17 protein-coding genes and 1 tRNA gene are annotated in these 20,980 nt (G+C 36.8%); 9 read left to right on the top strand and 9 right to left on the bottom strand.

From position 1 onward, the window contains the following. The first annotated feature begins 123 nt into the window (after window positions 1–123). From H6G44_RS00910 to H6G44_RS00900, 3 genes are read left to right on the top strand one after another with little or no spacing between them, the layout of a single operon-like run. On the top strand, window positions 124–1,431 hold the full coding sequence (locus H6G44_RS00910; protein WP_190386040.1) for an ABC exporter membrane fusion protein: 1,308 nt from the start codon (window positions 124–126) through the stop codon (window positions 1,429–1,431). 41 nt (window positions 1,432–1,472) lie between these two features. Continuing rightward, entirely contained in the window at window positions 1,473–2,642 is a 1,170-nt protein-coding gene (gene devC, locus H6G44_RS00905) for an ABC transporter permease DevC (RefSeq protein ID WP_190386041.1), read from the top strand. A gap of 36 nt (window positions 2,643–2,678) precedes the next feature. Next, entirely contained in the window at window positions 2,679–3,371 is a 693-nt protein-coding gene (locus tag H6G44_RS00900; RefSeq protein WP_190386042.1) for a DevA family ABC transporter ATP-binding protein, read from the top strand. Window positions 3,372–3,549: 178 nt separating this feature from the next. On the opposite strand, the gene H6G44_RS00895 is transcribed toward H6G44_RS00900, so the two are convergent. From H6G44_RS00895 to H6G44_RS00880, 4 genes are all read right to left on the bottom strand, one after another. Next, window positions 3,550–4,110 (bottom strand): deoxycytidylate deaminase, encoded by a 561-nt coding sequence (locus H6G44_RS00895; protein WP_190386043.1) that lies wholly within the window; start codon window positions 4,108–4,110, stop codon window positions 3,550–3,552. 57 nt (window positions 4,111–4,167) lie between these two features. After that, window positions 4,168–4,593, bottom strand: a complete 426-nt coding sequence (locus tag H6G44_RS00890) for a nucleoside 2-deoxyribosyltransferase (protein ID WP_190386044.1) — start codon at window positions 4,591–4,593, stop codon at window positions 4,168–4,170. A gap of 121 nt (window positions 4,594–4,714) precedes the next feature. After that, entirely contained in the window at window positions 4,715–4,918 is a 204-nt protein-coding gene (locus tag H6G44_RS00885) for a hypothetical protein (protein WP_190386045.1), read from the bottom strand. A gap of 72 nt (window positions 4,919–4,990) precedes the next feature. Beyond that, entirely contained in the window at window positions 4,991–6,478 is a 1,488-nt protein-coding gene (locus tag H6G44_RS00880) for a thymidylate synthase (RefSeq protein WP_190386046.1), read from the bottom strand. Window positions 6,479–6,598: 120 nt separating this feature from the next. Here H6G44_RS00880 and purM point away from each other — a divergent pair, with 120 nt between their 5' ends. The 4 genes from purM (at window position 6,599) to H6G44_RS00860 (ending at window position 11,524) form a co-directional block, all read left to right on the top strand. Continuing rightward, the gene (gene purM / locus H6G44_RS00875; protein WP_190386047.1) at window positions 6,599–7,636 is read left to right on the top strand and encodes a phosphoribosylformylglycinamidine cyclo-ligase; all 1,038 of its coding nucleotides are present in this window, start codon (window positions 6,599–6,601) and stop codon (window positions 7,634–7,636) included. Between the two features lie 230 nt (window positions 7,637–7,866). Continuing rightward, window positions 7,867–8,553 (top strand): PHP domain-containing protein, encoded by a 687-nt coding sequence (locus H6G44_RS00870; RefSeq protein ID WP_190386048.1) that lies wholly within the window; start codon window positions 7,867–7,869, stop codon window positions 8,551–8,553. Between the two features lie 114 nt (window positions 8,554–8,667). After that, window positions 8,668–9,942: a dihydroorotase gene (locus tag H6G44_RS00865; protein ID WP_190386049.1), complete on the top strand. Its 1,275-nt coding sequence runs from the start codon at window positions 8,668–8,670 to the stop codon at window positions 9,940–9,942. A gap of 145 nt (window positions 9,943–10,087) precedes the next feature. Next, window positions 10,088–11,524 carry an FAD-binding domain-containing protein gene (locus H6G44_RS00860; protein WP_190386050.1) on the top strand — a complete coding sequence of 479 codons (1,437 nt, stop codon included), beginning with the start codon at window positions 10,088–10,090 and terminating at the stop codon, window positions 11,522–11,524. 97 nt (window positions 11,525–11,621) lie between these two features. Here H6G44_RS00860 and murQ read toward each other — a convergent pair whose 3' ends face one another. Both murQ and H6G44_RS00850 read right to left on the bottom strand, forming a co-directional pair. Beyond that, complete coding sequence (murQ, locus tag H6G44_RS00855) at window positions 11,622–12,539, bottom strand: N-acetylmuramic acid 6-phosphate etherase (protein WP_190386051.1); 918 nt, start codon at window positions 12,537–12,539, stop codon at window positions 11,622–11,624. A gap of 83 nt (window positions 12,540–12,622) precedes the next feature. Then, entirely contained in the window at window positions 12,623–13,036 is a 414-nt protein-coding gene (locus H6G44_RS00850; protein ID WP_190386052.1) for a DUF3110 domain-containing protein, read from the bottom strand. Between the two features lie 196 nt (window positions 13,037–13,232). Here H6G44_RS00850 and H6G44_RS00845 point away from each other — a divergent pair, with 196 nt between their 5' ends. Further along, window positions 13,233–18,677 (top strand): translocation/assembly module TamB domain-containing protein, encoded by a 5,445-nt coding sequence (locus tag H6G44_RS00845; RefSeq protein WP_190386053.1) that lies wholly within the window; start codon window positions 13,233–13,235, stop codon window positions 18,675–18,677. A gap of 8 nt (window positions 18,678–18,685) precedes the next feature. Here H6G44_RS00845 and H6G44_RS20085 read toward each other — a convergent pair whose 3' ends face one another. The 3 genes from H6G44_RS20085 to murA form a co-directional block, all read right to left on the bottom strand. Then, window positions 18,686–18,859 (bottom strand): hypothetical protein, encoded by a 174-nt coding sequence (locus tag H6G44_RS20085; RefSeq protein WP_242031687.1) that lies wholly within the window; start codon window positions 18,857–18,859, stop codon window positions 18,686–18,688. Window positions 18,860–18,863: 4 nt separating this feature from the next. Beyond that, window positions 18,864–19,106: a type ISP restriction/modification enzyme gene (locus tag H6G44_RS20080; RefSeq protein WP_311138872.1), complete on the bottom strand. Its 243-nt coding sequence runs from the start codon at window positions 19,104–19,106 to the stop codon at window positions 18,864–18,866. A 101-nt stretch (window positions 19,107–19,207) separates the two neighbouring features. Continuing rightward, window positions 19,208–20,587 carry a UDP-N-acetylglucosamine 1-carboxyvinyltransferase gene (murA, locus tag H6G44_RS00835; RefSeq protein WP_190386102.1) on the bottom strand — a complete coding sequence of 460 codons (1,380 nt, stop codon included), beginning with the start codon at window positions 20,585–20,587 and terminating at the stop codon, window positions 19,208–19,210. A 283-nt stretch (window positions 20,588–20,870) separates the two neighbouring features. On the opposite strand from murA, the gene H6G44_RS00830 reads away from it, so the two are divergent. After that, window positions 20,871–20,952, top strand: a tRNA-Leu gene (locus tag H6G44_RS00830). Window positions 20,953–20,980: the final 28 nt, after the last annotated feature.

Genomic DNA, 20,980 nt, shown 5'->3' with positions numbered 1-20,980 from the left:
TTTGTGCCTTTGCGTGAAACCTAATTCATACTGCTATTATGCAACGCCCAAGATATACTAAAATAGAAAATTTATACACTGATACACTATTGGATAATAACGCAATTAAAAACGTGAGTAAATATGAATTTGCAACTATTCAATCCTTTTAAAAAGAGTGGTACAACTACCTTAATTATTGCTATAGTTAGTTCAGGATTTGTGATTGCGATCGCCTACTCTATAGTAAAAAAACAGTTACCTAATCAAACATCTTTACCAGTTTCTTCACAAAATCAACTTCCTCCTCAAGCAATAGCAGCTTTAGGATATTTAGAACCCCAGGGAGAAGTCATTCAATTATCAGCCCCCGCTTTTATGGAAGGTGCAAAAGTTAAAAAACTTTTAGTTAAACGTGGACAACAAGTAAAAACTGGACAAATCATTGCAATTCTTGATAATAGCGATCGCCTCACTGCAATTTTAGAAGAAGCTAAAACAAATGTTAAAGTTGCCAATGCACGTTTACAACAAATAAAAGCTGGTGCAAAACAAGGTGAAATTACTGCTCAAAAATCAAAATTTCAAGCAAATCAAGCCGAATTACAAGGACAAATTGCCACCCAAAAAGCCACCATTGCTAGTTTAAAATACGATTTACAAGGGCAAAAAAATACTCAAAAAGCTGTCATTCAGAGAATTAAATCTGAATTAAAAAATGCTCAAACAGAATGTAGTCGCTATGAAAATTTATATACAGATGGTGCTATTTCCACTTCGCAAAAAGATAACATTTGTCTGCAAAAAGAAATCAAAGAAAATCAACTAAAAGAAGCAAAATCAACTTTAAATCAAATTATTACCACTAAACAAGAGCAAATTAATCAAGCTACCGCAAATCTTAATCGTACTATTAACACAGTTAGTCGTCAAATTAATCAAGAAAAAGCAACTTTAGCAGCAGTATCAGAAGTAAGACCTACGGATGTAATACTAGCAAATACACAATTAGAAGCTGCACAAAAAGCCGTCAAAACTGCTCAAGCTAATTTAGATTTATCCTATGTTCGTTCCCCTCAAAAGGGGCAAATTATTAAAATTCACACTTGGCCAGGTGAACTTATTAGTAATAAAGGCATTGTTGCGATTGGTAATACTCAACAAATGTATGTCACAACTGAAATATATGAAACCGATATTAATAAAGTAAAATTAGGGCAAATTGCCACCATAAAAGCTGACGGTATTGTTGAAGAATTAACGGGAATTGTGGATGAAATTGGCTTGGAAATTAGTAGCAAAAATGTATTAGGTACAGATCCAGTAGCAGACGCAGATGCTAGAGTCGTGGAAGTAAAAATTAAATTAAATCCCCAAGACAGTATCAAAGTTTCTCGGTTGACTAATTTACAAGTTAATGTCATTATTAATCCTGGAAAAACTGATAATTAATATCTTGTTTAATATCTCAATTATTACTCATAAAATCAACCATGTTTAACAAACTTCCTACAGCTTGGCTACAACTAAGATATCAAAAAATTAGACTAATTGTTGCCCTTTCTGGCGTAATTTTCGCAGTAGTTATTGTTTTTATGCAGTTAGGTATTCGTGATGCTTTATTTGATAGTGCTGTGCGTTTACATCAAGGATTAAATGGAGATTATTTTTTAATTAGTCCTCGTAGTAACGCTTTAATTGCTATGGAAAGTTTTCCTGAACGTCGTTTAACTCAAACTTTAGCTTTTCCAGAAGTAGATTTTGTTACTCCAATTTATTTGGGTTTTGGCCAATGGAAAAATCCTCAAACCAGAAATAATTGGCGGAATATTTTTATCATTGGTTTTGATATTAGACATCAAATTTTTGATTTACCAGGTGTTCATGAAAATATAGATAAATTAAAAATACCAGATCAAGTATTATTTGATCAAGGTTCAAGACGTGAATTTGGTCCAGTTGTTGCTGAATTTAAAAAACAAAAAACAGTAACTACTGAAATAACAGCTAGTGGAAATAATCGGAAAATCACAGTAGCTGGTTTATTTCAATTAGGTACATCTTTTGGTTCAGATGGTAATTTAATCACCAGTCATTTGAATTTTCAAAGGATTTTTTCTAACCGTAAAAAAGGCATAATAGATATTGGTTTTATTAAATTAAAACCTGATGCAAATTTAGAATATTTTGGTAAAAAACTTAAACAGTATTTACCCAAAGATGTGAAAATTTTAAGTAAACAAGAATTTATTAACTTTGAAAAAAATTACTGGCAAACTAGCACAGCAATTGGCTTTATTTTTAACTTAGGAGTTGCATTAGGAATTATTGTGGGAATTGTCGTTGTTTATCAAATTCTTTATTCTAATGTTTCTGAACATTTACCTCAATATGCTACATTAAAAGCCATTGGTTATCGTAATAAATACCTCCTATCAATGGTATTACAACAAGCTGTTTTAATTGCTATTTTAGGCTATATTCCCGGCTTTCTCATTGCCATAATTCAATACCATTTTACAAAAGCAGCTACTCTTTTACCCGTAGTTATGACTTGGGAAAGAGGAATCTTTGTCTTCATCGCAACAATGCTAATGTGTTTTATTTCTGGTGCAACTGCCGTTGCTAAATTAAAATCTGCCGATCCTGCTGATATTTTTTAATAGTTTTTTAACAGTTTTGAGGAGTTTTAACTAGTTATGAACCCAAGTATAAAAATTGAGGATTTAAACCATTTTTATGGTGAAAAAGAATTAACAAAACAGGTATTATTTGATATTAATTTAGAAATTAAAGCAGGAGAAATTGTAATTTTGACAGGTCCTTCTGGTTCAGGAAAAACAACTTTACTTTCCTTAATTGGTGCTTTACGCTCAGTACAAAATGGTAGTTTACAAGAATTAAATCAAGAATTATATGGAGCAAGTGAAGAGCAATTAGTCCAAATACGTCGTCATATTGGTTATATTTTTCAGGCGCATAATTTATTACCATTTTTAACAGCAAGAGAAAATGTACAAATGTCCATAGAACTTCATGAAAATATTAGCAAAAAACAAGCTATCGCCAAATCAGAAGCTATACTAAAAGAAGTTGGTTTAGGTGAAAGAATAAACTATTATCCTGATAATTTATCTGGAGGACAAAAACAAAGAGTAGCTATCGCTCGCGCTTTAGTCGGTCATCCTAGCATAGTTTTAGCAGATGAACCTACAGCAGCATTAGATAAAAAAACAGGTAGAGATGTAGTTAATTTAATGCAAATTTTAGCCAAAGAGCAACATTGTACTATTTTACTTGTTACCCATGATGATCGAATTTTAGATATAGCTGATCGTGTTATTCACATGGAAGATGGAAGACTTGATACTACCACAAATTTTGTTGAATAGGAGTGTACAATCAAGAAAATATGGTTACACCACACGATCAAAATCTTAAACTTTGCGCCTTTGCGCAAAACATAATTCATACTGCTATTATGCAACGACAAAAATATTCTAAAATAGAAAATTTATGCACTGCTACACTATTGATATTATCCTGACAGATTCCTAAGTCTCTTTGAGATTAAGTATTTACAAAATCACTCACAGAAATAGAAGATAATAGGAAGGAAGCAGCCTTTTTAGCTATATTTTCAGAAAGTTGAACTTGCTTAATTGTAACTAAACCTTCGTTAACAAAAGAATCTCTAACTAAAGCTTTTTCTCCACTATTAAAAGAAGTTTCATAAAATACTTCTTTAATTCCAGCGGAGATAATTAACTTCAAACAAGATAAACAGGGTTCTAATGTTACGTATATACTTGATCCATCTGTAGATATACCATACTTTGAGGCTTGAGCGATCGCATTTGCTTCCGCGTGTACAGCCCTTGATGGTAGTATTTTACTAGCATCACAGCTATTTAAACCTGGATAACAGTATCCTTGGGTTATACAATGAGCCGAGCCTGACGGTGAACCATTATAACCTGTGGCTACAACTTGCTTATTTTTAACAATTACAGCACCGACTGGAAAAGCAAGACAAGTTGAGCGAGTTGCGGCTAATTTAGCCAACATGAGGAAATATTCATCCCATGTTGGTCTTTGGTGGTATTTATCAGATGAGGAAATATCTTGCATGATCTTTTAATTTCAAAGTTTACTATACTACTTGGCTGAGAATAAAAATCCTAGATACTATTGTTTCCAATTTAATAAAACAGTTTTTAATTGATTTAAAGCATCTTCATGGTCATTAAACTGAATTATAGCAATCACAGAGGGAATACCGAGAGGAAATCTTGATATCCGCTTACCTGTTTCGTACAAAACAATGATAGGAATTTTGTTGTTTTCCGCATAAGCTAATTCCATTCCCACACCGAAAGAAAGCGAACCAAGATAAGCAATAACTAAGTCAGATATACTAACTTGATGTTTATCTTTATCAAAAACTTCACGAGGAGTAATATCAGGATTATTCACTGGGTCAGTATGTAAATGCGGTACATAAGCTTGAAAACCAATTTCTTCGCAAACTGAGCCTATTTTTTCATATAGTGCTTTAGTTTCTATTGGATTTTCTACGTTAGTTAAAGCACCAGACACATATATTTTGTACATTTTATTAGTTACCTTGCTTTACAAGTTATATTCTTTTCGGTGTTGAATCAACAAATTTTAGTTTTATTACAAAAATATAAGCTTGAAATATAAATATCTTTGTTAATAAAAACAAAATATACTATTTATTTGAGCCTGGAGAGACTGTTTTATTTGGATTTGCTTGTGTCTGAGAATTAATATCTGTTCTGAGATTTAGATTAGATGAATCAGAAGGTTTGAATATAGCAATCAGTGAAAGAATAATTGCCAATACGTTGCTTATTGCTTGTACCCCTGTCCAGCGAGTTTGTTGATCTGAACCTAAAAAACCTAAAACTGACATAAAATACCCCCTGAGCATTGGAAAACACTAGAATTTTCTACAACCATTTCTAAAATGGTTGTCTGTTAGTGGTTATCGATCCTGAATGTATGACTTATCAATTTTAAGACAATTTGCCGCTTTTTGTAATTCCATACCCAAATACCCTGCATGATCTGGACGTATCGCAGGTAAAGCAGCACAAATTTCTTTAATCATTTTCAAAGGATTTTTCCCAGAATAGCAACCGACAATTTCACCACTTCCAGGGGTTGTATGGGTAACAACTATCTTATCATCTGCTATTTCTATTAAAAAATTACCCGCAGGATCATAATAATCTAATTTTTTACAAATTGCAGAATATTGTTCTTTAATTAGCTGTTCCGCATTACTCCAAGTATCATCATAAATATGAGCAGACTGACTCAGAGTTATTAATGGTCCTAGTTTCAAATCATATTGAGAACGTTGACAAATCTCATTTCTAATATGTTTTTGTAAAGCCCTCAATCCCATAGCATTAGCTGGCCAAGCTGCAAACATATCGTTACTTCTCAAAACAGCAGTTAATGATAATTCATTATCAACTACTCTTAACCAAATATGATTTAAACACGGACTACCACCTTTTTCATGATCTTTAACATCCCATAAAGTCATGACCGCACTAGCAGCATCAATTTCTCCAATTAATTTTTCAATTACCTGTTCAATTTGATCTCTTCCAAACCAAGAACGCAACCTTTGTCCATAGGTGTATTTTACCCCTTCTTGATTAATTGCATCATCTAATATTTGCGAAATATATTCTTCTAAAAAACTTCTATCTATTGGTAAATAATTAGGTTCGGGAAAATAAAAATCATCAGGTTCTTCGGTGACAACTGCCATTAAATCTATCAATTCTTGCCATTTTCCATCATAACCAGTTGGTCTAATTGTCCCCGTTGTTTTAATTCTGTGGATGATTTTTACCCAAGTTTCAGCAATGGTTTTACCTTCTATTCTATGTCCATATCGTGTTCCTGGAAAAACCGTTGGTTCAACTATATTCATAGGGAATTGTAATGGTATTCCCCAAGGTGCAACGGTTTCTTTTTGGGTGTAGTATTGAATTTTTTCAACAGCGTCAGAAATTGATATTGCGTCTTGAATTTCTACAGAATGGCGTAATTTTTCTAAAGCATTGATATCAATATCAATATCAATATAACCCGGAATTAAAGAACGAATTACCCAAGATTTTCGCCCGGTATCACTAATACTTGCTTCTACACCATAACGGAAGAAATCACCTAAACATTGACAAGCACCCGCGTTTTTATCTTCTTTAGTAGCGTTGAGAATAACTAAATACCGAACGTGAGGATTAAGTAACAAATTACGAATTAATAAGTTTATACCTCTAGTTGGTGAGTATAATTGTCCAATGACAGCGTATTCATTATCTTTTAAGTGTTTGCGTAGGGTTTCTTTTACTGTCCATCCCGTAATTACCGCAGTTTGCCCACTTCCGTAAATTAACTGATTGGGTTTATGTTCCGCTGTATAATAAAATTGAGTAATTTGCTTGCTCACTTGACTTACCAGATTTTTATTACTAATGATTGATTATTTAGGATACAATAATTGATCTAGATTAATAAATTGTGTGATAATCATAACCTAAGTAATGAATTGATAATGGTATAATTAAGCATGGATTATCGGGATGCAGGCGTTGATGTTGAAGCAGGTAGAGCCTTTGTAGACCAAATTCGCAATTTGGTTCACAGCACCTTTAGAAAAGAGGTTTTGGGGGGACTGGGTGGCTTTGGTGGTTGCTTTCAACTCCCCACAGGTTACAAAGAACCTGTTTTAGTTTCGGGAACAGATGGTGTCGGCACAAAATTGAAAATAGCTCAAATTCTCAACCGTCATGATACTGTGGGTATAGATTTGGTGGCAATGTGCGTTAATGATGTGTTGACATCAGGTGCAGAACCCTTATTCTTTCTTGATTATGTAGCTACGGGTAAATTAGACAAAGAACAATTAACTCAGGTAGTCGCAGGAATAGCTACAGGTTGTAAATTAGCCGGTTCAGCCTTATTAGGGGGAGAAACGGCGGAAATGCCGGGTTTTTACCAAGTTGGTGAATATGACTTGGCGGGTTTTTGTGTGGGAATTGTCGAAAAAAGCCGAATGTTAGACGGTTCTCAGGTGCAAATAGGAGATGTAGCTATAGGTTTAGCTAGTACAGGTGTCCATAGTAATGGGTTGAGTCTAGTCCGAAAAATTGTCACTAATAGCGGGTTTGCATGGACAGATACCCCAGACATACTACATGAAAAATCTATTGGTGAAACTTTTCTAACGCCTACACGTATTTATGTTAAATCTGTTTTAGCCGCTTTGCAATCAGGTTTAGAAATTCATGGTATGGCTCACATTACTGGAGGTGGTTTACCAGAAAATTTACCGAGATGTTTAAGCAAGGATCAAGCGATTAAAATTATACCTGATAGTTGGACTATTCCTCCTGTCTTTCATTGGTTAGCTACAACTGGCGCTGTTAGTCCTGAGGCTATGTATAATACCTTTAATATGGGTATCGGATTTGTGTTATTAGTTCCACCTCAGCAAGCAGAACAGGTAATTACTCATTTTCAATCTCAGGATATCCCTGCTAATGCCATTGGTGAAGTTATTAATGGCACAGGTGAATTAGTCGGGTTGTTGTCACAACAACAGTAAGCAAATACAACCTATACACAAAATTTATATTTCCTTGATGGAAGTAATCAAAAATACTAATCGCCATCAGCGTTAATATTTGCTAACCTAGTCTTGACATATTGCAAAAATCAATTGGTGTAGTTGAGTAAGTATCCGTATTGACTAATTAGTGGTATTGATTATATCTCATTTACAAATATGGCCTGTTGGTGTTGTGAGAAAAATGTAATTTTCGTGCAGGGGGGGTTATGGTTGTAAATTTTGCCCGGACTACTGTTTCTAAAGAACTACTAAAGCAAGTATTCCAACGCATTGATGCCCAAAGTTGTCCCAAGTTATTTAATTTTCATATGCACACAGTCCACTCGGATGGCAAACTAGAACCGAGTGAGTTGATGAATCAAGTGATTGCCATTGGCTTAAAAGGTCTAGCTATCACTGATCATCATAGTATCTGTGGCTACCAGGCTGCCCAGGCTTGGTTAGAAAATTGGCAGCGGAGTAATCTTGAGGCCTATACTCCATACCTGTGGAGTGGTGCAGAAATTAATGCCAATTTGCTGGATACTGAAGTCCACATTCTGGCCTATGCTTTTGAGTCAGACCATCCTAGCATGAAGCCATATTTACAAAAAATTCCCAGTGTCGGTCATGCTTATCAAGCAGTTAACGTGATTAAATCTATTCATGAAGCGGGAGGATTGGCGGTACTGGCTCACCCAGCCCGGTACAGGCGATCGCATTTTGACCTCATTCCTGCGGCTGCTGGCTATGGGATTGATGGTGTTGAGACTTTCTACGCTTACAATAACCCTAAGCCCTGGAAGGCTAGTGAGGTGGAAACGGAGGAAGTCCAACAGTTAGCGGAAAAATTCGAGTTATTTAACACCTGTGGTACTGATACACATGGTGTAAATTTGCTGCACCGATTGTAAATCTGTAATTACCTATTTTAAACTCCTGGTTAGTAAACCAGGGGCAGGGAGCAGGAGGAATGGCAAAAACAATCAAAAGTAACAGCTAAATAGCACTGATAAGTAATATTCCTCATGACCAAAGAACTATTAAAACAAGTAAGAGTAATTGATCCTGTTCAGAAAACGGACATCGTAGCAGATGTATTAATTATTGATGGTTATATCCAAACTATCGCCCAGAAAATTACGGATTTTAGTGCCGATACGTCCATTCGTGATTGTCAAGGCCTAGTTATTGGGGCTGGATTAGTTGATTTATATAGTCATTGTAGTGAGCCCGGATTTGAAGCACGAGAAAATCTTAATTCCTTTTTACAAGCTGCCGCTGCTGGTGGTTTTACTAGGGTTAGTGTTTTACCAGATACATCTCCGCCCATTGATCAACCCGCTTTAGTGATGCGGTTACAGCAACAGAGAGACAGAGAACAACCATGTCCCCATTTGTACATCTGGGGGGCAATTACCTTAGATTTAGCAGGTAAACAATTAACAGAAGTAGCAGATTTAGCCGCAGCGGGAGTTGTGGGTTTTACTGATGCTAAACCTTGGGAAAATTTGGGGATAGTCAGACGGGTTTTAGAGTATCTTCAACCCTTTAATAAACCTGTGGCTTTTTGGCCATGCGATCGCCATTTAGCGGCTAATGGTAGAATGAGAGAAGGTGCAGAAGCTTTGCGAATAGGTTTAGCCCCTATTCCAGTTAGTGCGGAAACAACGGCTATGGCCGCTTTATTAGAACTGGTTGCAGATATTGGTACACCCGTTCATATTATGCGCGTTTCTACTGCACGAAGTGTAAAATTAATTGCTCAAGCTAAAGCTCAAGGTGTCCCCATTACCGCTAGTACCACATGGATGCACGTTTTACTCGATACAACAGCCATCAGCAGTTATCACACATCTTTACATTTAGATCCGCCTTTAGGAAATCATCAAGATATGTTATGCTTGCGGAATGCCCTGCGAACTGGGATAATAGACGCGATCGCTATTGACCACGCACCCTACACCTATGAAGAAAAAGTTCAAGCCTTTGCTGAATCACCACCGGGCGCAATTGGTTTAGAATTGGCATTGCCCCTACTTTGGCAAAATCTCGTAGAGACTGGAGAATTTACACCCCTAGAATTATGGCGCGTTTTGAGTCATCAACCAGCGGCTTGTTTACAACAAGAAATTAAAGCCATTCAACCCGGTGAAAAAGCTGAATTAACCTTATTTGATCCTCAGCAAACTTGGAATGTGAATCAAGCAAATCTCCAAACACTTTCTTATAATACTCCTTGGTTTGGTCAAGAAGTTACAGGTCGAGTTGTGCAAATTTGGTCTGATCACAATTTACAATAAAATCAGATTTTCATAATAATTGACCGCAGATAAACGCAAATAAACGCAGATAAATACGGTTGATTATTATCCTGTACAGCCTTACATAATATTCGGTATAATTGCTAAAATCTAATTTAGTACATGAGAACTATACTAACATCAAATGTCTGATTTAATTTTGTTTTGGCATCGTCGAGATCTCCGCATTTCTGATCATACTGGACTAGCTGCGGCCAGAGAAAAAAGTCCCAAAATTGTGGGTGTGTTTTGTCTAGACCCGCAGATTCTCCAAAGTGATGATATTGCCCCAGCCAGGGTAAAATATATGATTGGCTGTTTGCAATCTCTTCAAGAAAGATATCGACAGGTAGGTAGTCAATTATTGGTTTTACAAAATGATCCCGTTGTGGCAATTCCCAAATTAGCCGCAGCATTACAAGCTAAAGCAGTATTTTGGAATTGGGATGTTGAACCTTATTCACAAAGACGAGATTTAGCAGTAATTGATGCTTTAAAAACCCAAGGAATTGAGTTTCTTAATTATAATTGGGATCAGTTACTACATTCACCAACGGAAATTTTTAGCGGTGCAAAAACTCCCTATACTGTTTATACTCCCTTCTGGAAAAATTGGATTACTAAATCTAAGGCTAAACCAGTCAAAATTTTAGAAAATATTACGGGATTAACAGAGAAAGAAGAAAAAATTGCTCAACAAATGGGAACAATTAATTTACCTACTGCGGAAGATTTAGGTTTTATTTGGGATGAAGAATTAATTATTTCTCCCGGAGAATTAGCAGCACAAACACGATTAGATAATTTTGTGAAATCTGCTATTTATGAATATCAAGAACAGCGGAATTTTCCCGCAGTTGATGGTACATCTCAATTAAGTGCAGCTTTAAAATTTGGTGTTATTGGTATTAGAACTATTTGGCAAACTACAATAGAAGCCTTAGCACATAGTCATAGTGAAGAAGTAAATGCCAGTATCCAAACATGGCAAAAAGAATTAGCATGGCGGGAATTTTATCAACACGCTATGTACCATTTTCCCACATTAGCTGATGGTGCATATAGGGATATTTTTAAAAAGTTTCCTTGGCAAAATAATGAAGAATATTTTCAAGCTTGGTGTGAGGGAAAAACAGGTTATCCTATAGTTGATGCTGCTATGCGTCAATTAAATCAAACTGGTTGGATGCACAATAGATGTAGAATGATAGTTGCGAGTTTTTTAACTAAAGACCTAATTATTAATCCCCAATGGGGAGAAAAGTATTTTATGCAGACACTCATTGATGGTGATTTATCTGCTAATAATGGTGGTTGGCAATGGAGCGCTTCTAGTGGTATGGACCCCCAACCATTACGCATTTTTAACCCAGTTAGTCAAACTCAAAAATTTGATGCAGAAGCAGAATATATTCGTCAATGGGTGTGGGAATTGCGTTCTGTAGATTCAGAATATTTAATAACTGGGAAAATTCCCCCGTTAGAATGTCATCGAGTCAATTATCCCAAACCAATTGTTGATCATCAAAAACAGCAAGCTTTATTTAAGCAGTTGTATCAGCAACAAAAACAGCGCGAATAGTCAGAATATAGATTTTATCCAACTCAAAAAACAATTCGGAAATTGTTGCAGTTCTATTTCTACAAATAACCCAGTAAATAGATCATGAGATGGAATTTTATTTGAGATTATAACTAGTTACAGCCACTCTCAGATTACCTTGATGGGCAGCTAGTAATTTTTTACCTGCTTCTTGATCTAAACCAGTCCAGTGCATTAATAATGCTAATTTAACCCATTTACCGCTATGTTCTAGTAAAATCCCGGCATCGGTTCGATTTAGACCAGTCAGGTCTTGTAGAATTCGCAAAGCGCGATCGCGTAATTTTTGATTAGTGACAGCAACATCTACCATCCGATTTCCATAGACTTTCCCTAATTTCACCATTACCCCAGTGGAAAGAGTATTTAAGACTAACTTTGTAACTGTACCCGCTTTTAAGCGAGTAGAACCAGCCAAAATTTCCGGACCTGTTAACAGTCTAATATCAATATCAGCTTCGATACTCACTTGTTCAGCGGGAACACAGGCAATAAAAATAGTCACTGCTCCTCGTTGACGGGCTGCATTAATTGCACCGTGAACAAAAGGTGTTGTTCCCCCAGCAGTGATACCCACTACTACATCCAGTTGGGTAATTTGTCTTTGAGCGATCGCACTTTCTCCATCTTCAGACCGATCTTCCAAATCCTCGGAACTGCGAACTAATGCTCCTGCACCACCAGCAATAATCCCTTGTACCAATTCAGGTGGAGTACAGAACGTAGGTGGACACTCAGCAGCATCTAATACTCCTATTCTACCACTTGTTCCTGCACCCACATAAAATAACCGTCCACCTTGACGCAGTCTTTCCGCTGTACAGTCAATAGCCGCTGCTAACTGCACCTTAGCTTCTGCTACCGCTGCTACAGCTTTTTGGTCTTCACTATTAAACAACTCCACCAATTCTAAAGAGTTGAGTTGGTCTAAATGGAGACTATGGGGATTAACTTGTTCAGTGAGTAGATGCCCGCGTTCCTGAAAATTTGTCATCTTATGTATCCTGTATCAGTTGTCAGTTGTCAGTTGTTAATAATGACTATATCGTTTCCTAGTTTAATGTAACTCATGAAAAATCATAATAAGCCTTCCAACTTACGACGAATACTGTCTAAATCAGAATTAACACTTTCTGGGGCAAATGAACCAGTAGGGAATAAGTTTTCATCATCATCCTCTATTTCAGCTTGCCAATCAGTTTCTTCCACATTCGTTTCCGGTGGAAGCACTAAGTCACTATTTTCAGGAACAATTTCCCAAGCATAGCCCGTACCTTCGCAAAATTCCTTAATATCATCAGCATTCATCATTTCCACCGTTGGTACAGCGAAATCTTGAGCTTCTAACATTAAAGCAAACCGCGTAGCATCGTCTTCCGACTCAAACAAGAGGATTTTATTCTCTGTTAACCCTTCCGCATTGCTAATCCGAATACTGTGAATCCCCTCATTATCAGTCCCAGCATTGAAAATCAGTACAAAAACACGCATTATCCATCCTTTGATTGATCAATTCCCTCAATTATCTGAAAACTCTAGGTTATAGATTCTTGACATTTTGGAGAAATACAACATCTTATGGCTTTATTGCCAATGATCCGAGATAAGTCTACTATAGAACATATCCAAAATGTCTCACAGCAATTAGGATTTTGCCAAATCTGTGGTAATCAAAGATTGAAAACCTATGTCTAACCCTTCTATTCAAAACTCTCCCCCTACAAATTCTCAGCTTAAGCGTTTATGGTTGATGATCCTGAGTCGCGGTTTAGTAGGCATAAGCACTTTATTACTTCTGGGGAGTATTGTCGGTATTTGGCGATTAAAGGTTTTTGTTGATCACGATTTAGTACCATTAGCAAACAAAGGTCTCACTACTACCCTTAACCGTCCGGTAAAACTGGGGGTCGTTAAGTCCTTTTCTCTAACTGGTGTTGAGTTTACCGCTTCAGAGATTCCCGCTACAGACACAGATCCTGATAGGGTAAGTATTAAATCAGTAAATGTGGGTTTTGATCCTTGGCAGTTAATTATTAACCGTAATCTCCAATTAGATGTAACTTTAGTCAGTCCAGATATATATATTGAACAGGATAATCAAGGGCGTTGGTTAACAACTACTATAGCTGTACCTACCGAAAAAGGACCAATTGAAACTAATTTAGATAAGTTGCGATTGCGTGATGCTCACATAGTATTATTACCGAAAGAAAATGGGGAAGAAAAAATTTCTTTACGAGTTCCTGTCGGATTTACTGGCATTAATGGCACAGTTCAACTTTTAGATAAAAATCGCCTAATTAAATTAGATTTGGCTGGTAAAGCAGTCAGTGAAGGTGATATTTCTATTATTGGAGATCTAATTCTTGAGAAATCTTTAGTCGGGAATTTACGAGTCAAAGCCCGAAATATTCTGGCATCAGATATTACTCGGATTATAGCTTCACCACTGACTTTACAAAGTGGGAAAGTTAATGGGGATTTAGAAATTAAGGTATTACCCAGTCAAAAAACCCTATTGTACGGTAATGCTACCATTGAAGGGGCAACGGTGCAAATCTCGAAAGTCCCCCAGTTACTAATAAATACTCAGGGAAACATCAGTTTTGATGGACCGGTAATTAAATTAGATCATCTAGTCACAAACTACGGACAAATTCCCCTCACAGCATCGGGTACTATTGATCAGCAAACAGGGTTTAATCTAAAAGGGCGTGTACACGCGGTAAGTTTAGCTAATGCCCAAACAACCCTAAAAGTCAAGTTACCCATTCCTGTGAGTGGTATAGCTCGAGCAGATTTGCAAATATCCGGAGGTATTTCTCAACCTGTATTATCTGGTAATATAAGTACCTTGAAAACCACCCAAATTGATAAAGTTAATTTTAGCGAAGTTAGTGGTAAATTTGAGCTAATCAGTAGTAAATCCTTACTGAATATTACAGATATTAAAGGTAAAACTACTTATGGTGGTGAGGTTAAAGGTGCAGGGATAATTAAACTTGGTCAAGTATCTGCACTCAATTTTCAACTACGAGGGGAAAATATTCCTGGGGATGCCATCGCTCAAGCTTATAATGTGAAAACAGGATTTCCTATTGGACTGGTGGCCGCTACCGCAGAATTGAAGAGTGTAGCTAATAATACCCAAACCGTAGTTAAATGGCAAGTTCCTCAAGCTAAATACCCCGCAACAGGGACAACTATTATTAATCCTGACCAGACAATTACTTTCCGTGATATAGCTGCAAATCTTGGTGGAGGTGTAGTTATAGGTAATGGTATTTATAATCATGATCAGAGGCGTTGGCAAGCTTTAACTCAAGCTAAAAACATTAAATTAACATCTTTTGTTGACCAAAAACAACAGGAAAATATTTCTCTAGCTGGGGCAGAATTTAACGGTAATTTGCGTTTATCGGGAAGTTCTTCACCATTTCAACTAGAGACAATTATTCCTGAAAATGCCAATGTTAACATTGCTGGTGGTAAAATTAATATTTCCCAAATTAAGTTCAAAGACCAAAATTTTATAGCTTCATTAACAGGAAATAATTTACGTTTAGGAACTATTTTAAAACAAGCTAACCCAATTTTAAATAATCTCCTCACAGGTAATTTCATGATTGCCGGTAATAGGGAAAATTTTAATATCAAAACTTTATTTGCGACCGGTGAAGCCTTTCTGGCTGTTGGTGGTGGGAGAATTAAAGCTGCTAATATTGAAGTTGCCCAAGGGCTCTATCAGGCAAAAATTCAAGCGGATAATGTACCTTTAACAAAACTCCTGGAGACGCAGAAATTGCCTCCAGAAATGCGGGGTATAATCACTGGTCAATTCCAGGTAGCGGGTTCTGTTGAGTCATTTCAACCAGAAACAATTCAAGCAGAGGGCAACGGCAGTTTAAAATTACCTAGTGGTGCGCTTACTGCCTCTTATATTCAACTTAATGGTGGTCGTTATCAAGCATTATTGGCTACTTCAGGTTTAAAATTAAACCCTTTTAATCCGCAGCTACAAGGACAGTTAGGAGGGAAGTTGCAAGTAGCGGGAATTTTAGCGTCTCCGCAATTAGCAGATGTGGCTGCGGTGGGACAAGTCCGGTTTAGTCGAGGTTTTCCAGGTGTTAATTCACCTATTCAAGCTGATATTGGTTGGAATGGAGAAAAGCTAACTATTGATAGTTCTAATAACGCTGACTTTCAAGCTAAAGGTTATTTGTTAGCTAATACTAAAAAGGTAAGTATCCCAGAAATCACTGAATTAAATTTGAATATCCAGGCAAAAAATTATAGTCTGCAACAGTTACCAGTTAAATTACCTGATACTGTGAATATTGCTGGCGGCTTAGATTTTAACGGACAGGTGACAGGAAAACCAACCGCACCAAATATTACAGGTACGCTGGGGCTACGGAATTTCCAAGTTCAGAAATTTGCTTTTGAGCCGTTATTAACGGGTAACATTAATTCTAAATTGGGTCAAGGGTTAAGTTTAGATATTGCAGGAACAAAGGAACGCATAGAATTTAATTTAGATGGTAATAATCGTCCTAAATCCTTTTTAGTTAAGTGGCGACAAGCATTATTATCAGGTGCAGCAACGGACTCCGACTGGAATATAAATGTAAGTAATTTCCCTTTAACAGCTTTAAATGTAAAAATACCAGCTAATATTCCTTTAGGACCGGGAGGAGTGGGAGGATTATTAACAGCAAATTTGCAACTTAATTCGCAGACATTGGCTACCAAGGCAAATATAGCCATTGAACAACCAGAAGTTGGGCGGATTAAAGGCGATCGCTTTACTTCTGAAATCCGCTATGATAATAATACATTAGTCTTTATTAATAGCGACTTTCGCAGAGGTGTAAGTAGATACAGCGGGGACGCGAATATCATTAAACCGTGGGTAAAACAACCCCAACTACGGGCAGTAATAAACATTGACAAAGGCAATATTCAAAACCTGCTCACAGTCGCTCAAATCTTTGATATTCAAGACTTCCAACGGGGTTTAAAAGCACCCAAATACGGAAAATCTGCGGATTTAACCACCAACTCCCAAGGATTACCTTTAGAGCCTTTATTGACCCAAATCCAAAGGTTATCAGAAATTGATGCCCTGTTAACTAGTCAACAGCAAAAACGGTTAGCAGCTAAACCTATACCAGATTTGAGAGACTTAAAAGGGATTTTGAATGGTAGAATATTTATTAACACTGCTACAACGAACGAACCCAGGATAAAATTTAACCTCCAAGGAGAAGACTTTACTTGGGGGAAACCAACAGAACCAACCCACTTTTATGCTGCGGAAAAAGTCATAGTTAAAGGTAGTTTTGAAGCAGGAACTTTCCGTTTTTTACCTTTACAAATTCAATCACAGGAGACAATACTTAGCTATAAAGGTAATATTGGTAGTCAAGAACAATCAGGTCAACTCAGTATTGAAAATTTTCCCCTTCAACGCTTAAGTAATTTAGTAAAACTCCCCGTGGGAATTACAGGTAAATTAAATATTACCGCAGCAATAGCGGGGAGTATCAATAGTCCTCAAGCGAAGGGGGTATTAAACATTACAGAAGGAACAATCGATAGAAAATCAATAGAATCACTTAATGCTAGTTTCGGTTATAACAACGGACGTTTAAACTTTGATAGTCAGTTACTAGGGGTTGGTACTGAACCTGCAAATATTAATGGTAGTATTCCCTACCCATTACCCTTTGCAATTCAAAAATCAGACAGTAATCAAATTACCTTAGATATTAAAGTTAAAAACGAAGGTTTGACACTTTTAAATTTCTTTACTAATGAGATAGCTTTTGAAAATGGAAAGGGAGAATTAGATTTAAAAGTTCGAGGAACTCAAAAACAACCTTTAGTTAAAGGAACTGCTAGTCTTGATAATGCTACATTTAGAGCTCAAGCATTACCGGAAAAATTAACTAATGTGACGGGTAATGCCAAATTTGATTTAACCAGTGTGATTGTAGAAAGTCTTGGAGGTCAATTTAGTGCTGGTAATATCACAGCTATAGGAGAACTCCCAATTTTCAATAGTCAAGACATGAAAACAGATACTCCCCTAACTGTTAATTTACAACAATTAGTTTTAAACCTGAAAGCATTATATCAAGGAAGTGCTAATGGTGATTTAAAAATTACTGGTTCTCTTCTTAAACCAATAATTAGTGGTGATATAGAATTATTTAATGGTAAAGTATCCTTACCAGACCCTGAAGAGAATAATTCATCATCTGCTAAAGTTAATAATCAAAATAAAACAGATACAGAAAATGCAAGTACCACGTTAAATAATTTAAAATTAACACTGGGAAAAAATATACAAATTTCTAAACCACCAGTGTTTGATTTTCAAGCTTCTGGAGATATAATTGTTAACGGTTCTTTAACTAACCCCGTACCAGACGGAACTATCAAATTAACCAGAGGTGCGGTAAATTTGTTCACTACCCAGTTAAATTTGTCCCGTGGTTATCAACATACCGCTACTTTTAGTCCTCGTCAACCTCGTGACCCTAATTTAGATATTCGTTTATTTGCTAAAGTTCTAGATATTACTCAAAATAGTGATCTTAGTAGACAAGGTTCTACAGGTTTATCAGGTTTAGACACGGTTCGAGTAGAAGCTAGTATCGATGGTTTAGCTAGTCAAATCAATGATAATTTACGACTAAAAAGTAATCCTTCTCGTTCAGAAACACAAATTGTTACCTTATTAGGAGGTGGTCTTATTGATAATAAAGAACGTGGTGATATTCAATTGGGTTTAATGAATATCGCTGGTTCGGCTGTTTTTAGTAATTTCCAAGGTGCATTTAATGAAATTGGTGATGCTTTTGGTTTAAGTGAATTGCGGATATTTCCTACTATTCTTTCCCAAAGACCGAAAGCAGGGAAAAGTAATTCATCTTTGGAATTGGCTTTAGAAGCAGGAATTGATCTTTCTTCAAAGTTTTCCGTTTCTACTATTAAGATTATAACAGCAGATGATCCTTTACAATGGGGTCTTAATTACCGCATAAATAATGAATTTCGTGCCCGTTCTTCTACTAATTTAACAGATGATACTCGGGCTGTGGTTGAGTTTGAACAGAGATTTTAAGGGAATGGCTATATCTCATTCAATGCTGGTAAACTTTTAACTATTCTCACGGTTTCTAAGCTGACTCTCACTATCCTTTTAACTAAATCCACTATATAACGGGGATTTTCTGACCAATGGTTAGGGTCATTAATCGGGAATGTTTTCTTTTTTGGTGTATTGTTCTGTGGTTGCTGTTGCAAATAGTTATCCTAGTTCGCTTTGTTTTTCGTAGGTATACAAAGGGAAACATTGACCATTTGCTTGTAATTGAACATCAGAAAGTGTATTGACTATTAAAGCATTAAAATCTTTTGTAACACCAATTCCAGTTACACAAATTACTAAGTTGTCTAAGTTTTGATTAGGAAATATTTTAGGAATTTGGTAAGTACGCTTATTCCAGAGTTTCTGAAAATATAACCATTGTTTACAGTAATGGCGATATATTGATTTTACTACAGATTAATGGGAATTTCAAGAAAGTTAATGGCGATATCAATAAATCCAAATAATCGCCATTAAGTTAACAAAAACAAAATCCTCGAACTTTAGATAGAAACTGAGGCTGGAGGATTAGTTGTATTGCTAAGTAAATTTGCATCTTTTGATGCTTCATTCACACGGATAATTTTTGCTCCTAATTGCTGCAACTTCATATCAAGACGATCATAACCTCGATCTAAATGATGCAATCCTTGAACAGTGGTTGTTCCTGTCGCTGCCAATCCTGCTATAACTAAAGCCGCGGAAGCTCTTAAATCTGTACCTATGACTGGCGCGCCCGATAAAATTGGCACTCCTCGCACAAAAGCAGTATTACCTTTAACACGGATATCAGCACCCAAGCGATTCAACTCGGAGGCGTGACGCAAGCGATTTTCAAAGACCGATTCATTAATAATACTGTCACCTTCTGCTACAGCCAGTAAAGCCATAAAAGGCGCTTGCATATCCGTAGGAAACCCAGGATGGGGCAAGGTATCAATATTTATAGCCTTGAGAGTTTTCGCTGGTAAAATCCGTAAACAGTCTTTGGCTTCCTCAATAATTGATACGCCAATTTCCTGCAATTTAGCTATGACAGGGATTAAATGAGCGGGTGCGACTGGGGATAGAAGCAGTTCAGAACGGGTAATTGCTCCAGCAATTAAAAATGTCCCGGTCTCAATCCGATCAGGAATAATGGTATAATCAGTTGAGTGTAATTTAGAAACACCAACTATAGTAATTGTACTTGTTCCCGCGCCTTGAATTTTTGCTCCCATTGAGTTACAGAAGTTAGCTAAATCTACTACTTCTGGCTCTCTAGCGGCATTATCAATGATAGTTTCCCCGTCTGCTAGGGTAGCAGCCATCATCAAGGTTTCTGTCGCGCCGACACTGGGAGTATCTAAGTATATCTTCGCGCCTCTTAATCTACCATTATTTCCGGGAACATGAGCATTACAAATACCATGTTCAATTTGCACCTCCGCACCCATGGCTTGCAGTCCTCTGACGTGCAAATCTACGGGTCTAGCCCCAATGGCACAACCCCCTGGTAGGGGCATTTGTGCTACTCCCAATCGAGCTAAAATTGGACCAATAGCAAAGAAGCTGGCTCGCAGTTGGGTAACTAGTTCATAAGGAGCTTTAGATGAAGTAATTTCTCGTGCATCTACATCTAAAATATCCCCATCTCTATTTAAACGCAATCCTAAAGCCGATAAAACTTGCCCCATCCGATTTACGTCCGCTAATAAGGGAACGTTACGAATCCGACAATCGCCGGAACATAGGAAAGTTCCAGCCATGATTACTAGTGCGGAGTTCTTAGCCCCGCTAATTGTTACATGACCCGCCAAAGGATGCCCTCCAGAGATTTGCAAGACTGAGGAGTCTGTTTCTAGTGAAGATTTGGCATCTGGTAAGCTGCTAGGGGGATTAATAAGCCTACCTCCAAAAGTAAGTAATTATAAAGGTTTGATGTTGGTTTTGATTCTATGTTGACAATCCTCTAGCCAAAAGCCGGAAGATTTTCTTCTCAGTTGTCAAATACCATAAAGTCGTTAGATTCTATCATGCAGTATGCCAGCTTGATTGGAAAAATGGGGATTGGCTAAATGTGAGCAAAATTTAAAAATTGCCCCGTTTCCAATTCTGGCAAATTTTTTCTTGACAAGTAAAAATGATTAAGTAATAATGAGAAAATGTAGATAGAATTTAATTCCAGCGGAACTGGCGGAATTGGCAGACGCGCTAGATTCAGGTTCTAGTGCCGCAAGGCTTCCGGGTTCAAGTCCCGGGTTCCGCATTTCAATTTTGGCTTGTCACCGTTGAGT

It is taken from the genome of Aphanizomenon flos-aquae FACHB-1287 (assembly GCF_014698755.1).
Taxonomy (GTDB): Bacteria; Cyanobacteriota; Cyanobacteriia; order Cyanobacteriales; family Nostocaceae; genus Dolichospermum; species Dolichospermum flosaquae.
Note: the sequence above shows the minus strand (reverse complement) of the source record. Positions and strands in the feature narration are given on the sequence as shown.

Excerpts from the sequence above, each read along its gene's own strand:
- H6G44_RS00910 (WP_190386040.1), top strand. The coding sequence starts at position 124 with ATGAATTTGCAACTATTCAATCCTTTTAAAAAGAGTGGTACAACTACC.
- H6G44_RS00845 (WP_190386053.1), top strand. The coding sequence starts at position 13,233 with ATGTCTAACCCTTCTATTCAAAACTCTCCCCCTACAAATTCTCAGCTT.
- H6G44_RS00895 (WP_190386043.1), bottom strand. The coding sequence starts at position 4,110 with ATGCAAGATATTTCCTCATCTGATAAATACCACCAAAGACCAACATGG.
- H6G44_RS00900 (WP_190386042.1), top strand. The coding sequence starts at position 2,679 with ATGAACCCAAGTATAAAAATTGAGGATTTAAACCATTTTTATGGTGAA.
- H6G44_RS00870 (WP_190386048.1), top strand. The coding sequence starts at position 7,867 with ATGGTTGTAAATTTTGCCCGGACTACTGTTTCTAAAGAACTACTAAAG.
- H6G44_RS00890 (WP_190386044.1), bottom strand. The coding sequence starts at position 4,593 with ATGTACAAAATATATGTGTCTGGTGCTTTAACTAACGTAGAAAATCCA.
- H6G44_RS00885 (WP_190386045.1), bottom strand. The coding sequence starts at position 4,918 with ATGTCAGTTTTAGGTTTTTTAGGTTCAGATCAACAAACTCGCTGGACA.
- H6G44_RS00850 (WP_190386052.1), bottom strand. The coding sequence starts at position 13,036 with ATGCGTGTTTTTGTACTGATTTTCAATGCTGGGACTGATAATGAGGGG.
- H6G44_RS00860 (WP_190386050.1), top strand. The coding sequence starts at position 10,088 with ATGTCTGATTTAATTTTGTTTTGGCATCGTCGAGATCTCCGCATTTCT.
- H6G44_RS00865 (WP_190386049.1), top strand. The coding sequence starts at position 8,668 with ATGACCAAAGAACTATTAAAACAAGTAAGAGTAATTGATCCTGTTCAG.
- devC (WP_190386041.1), top strand. The coding sequence starts at position 1,473 with ATGTTTAACAAACTTCCTACAGCTTGGCTACAACTAAGATATCAAAAA.
- purM (WP_190386047.1), top strand. The coding sequence starts at position 6,599 with ATGGATTATCGGGATGCAGGCGTTGATGTTGAAGCAGGTAGAGCCTTT.
- murQ (WP_190386051.1), bottom strand. The coding sequence starts at position 12,539 with ATGACAAATTTTCAGGAACGCGGGCATCTACTCACTGAACAAGTTAAT.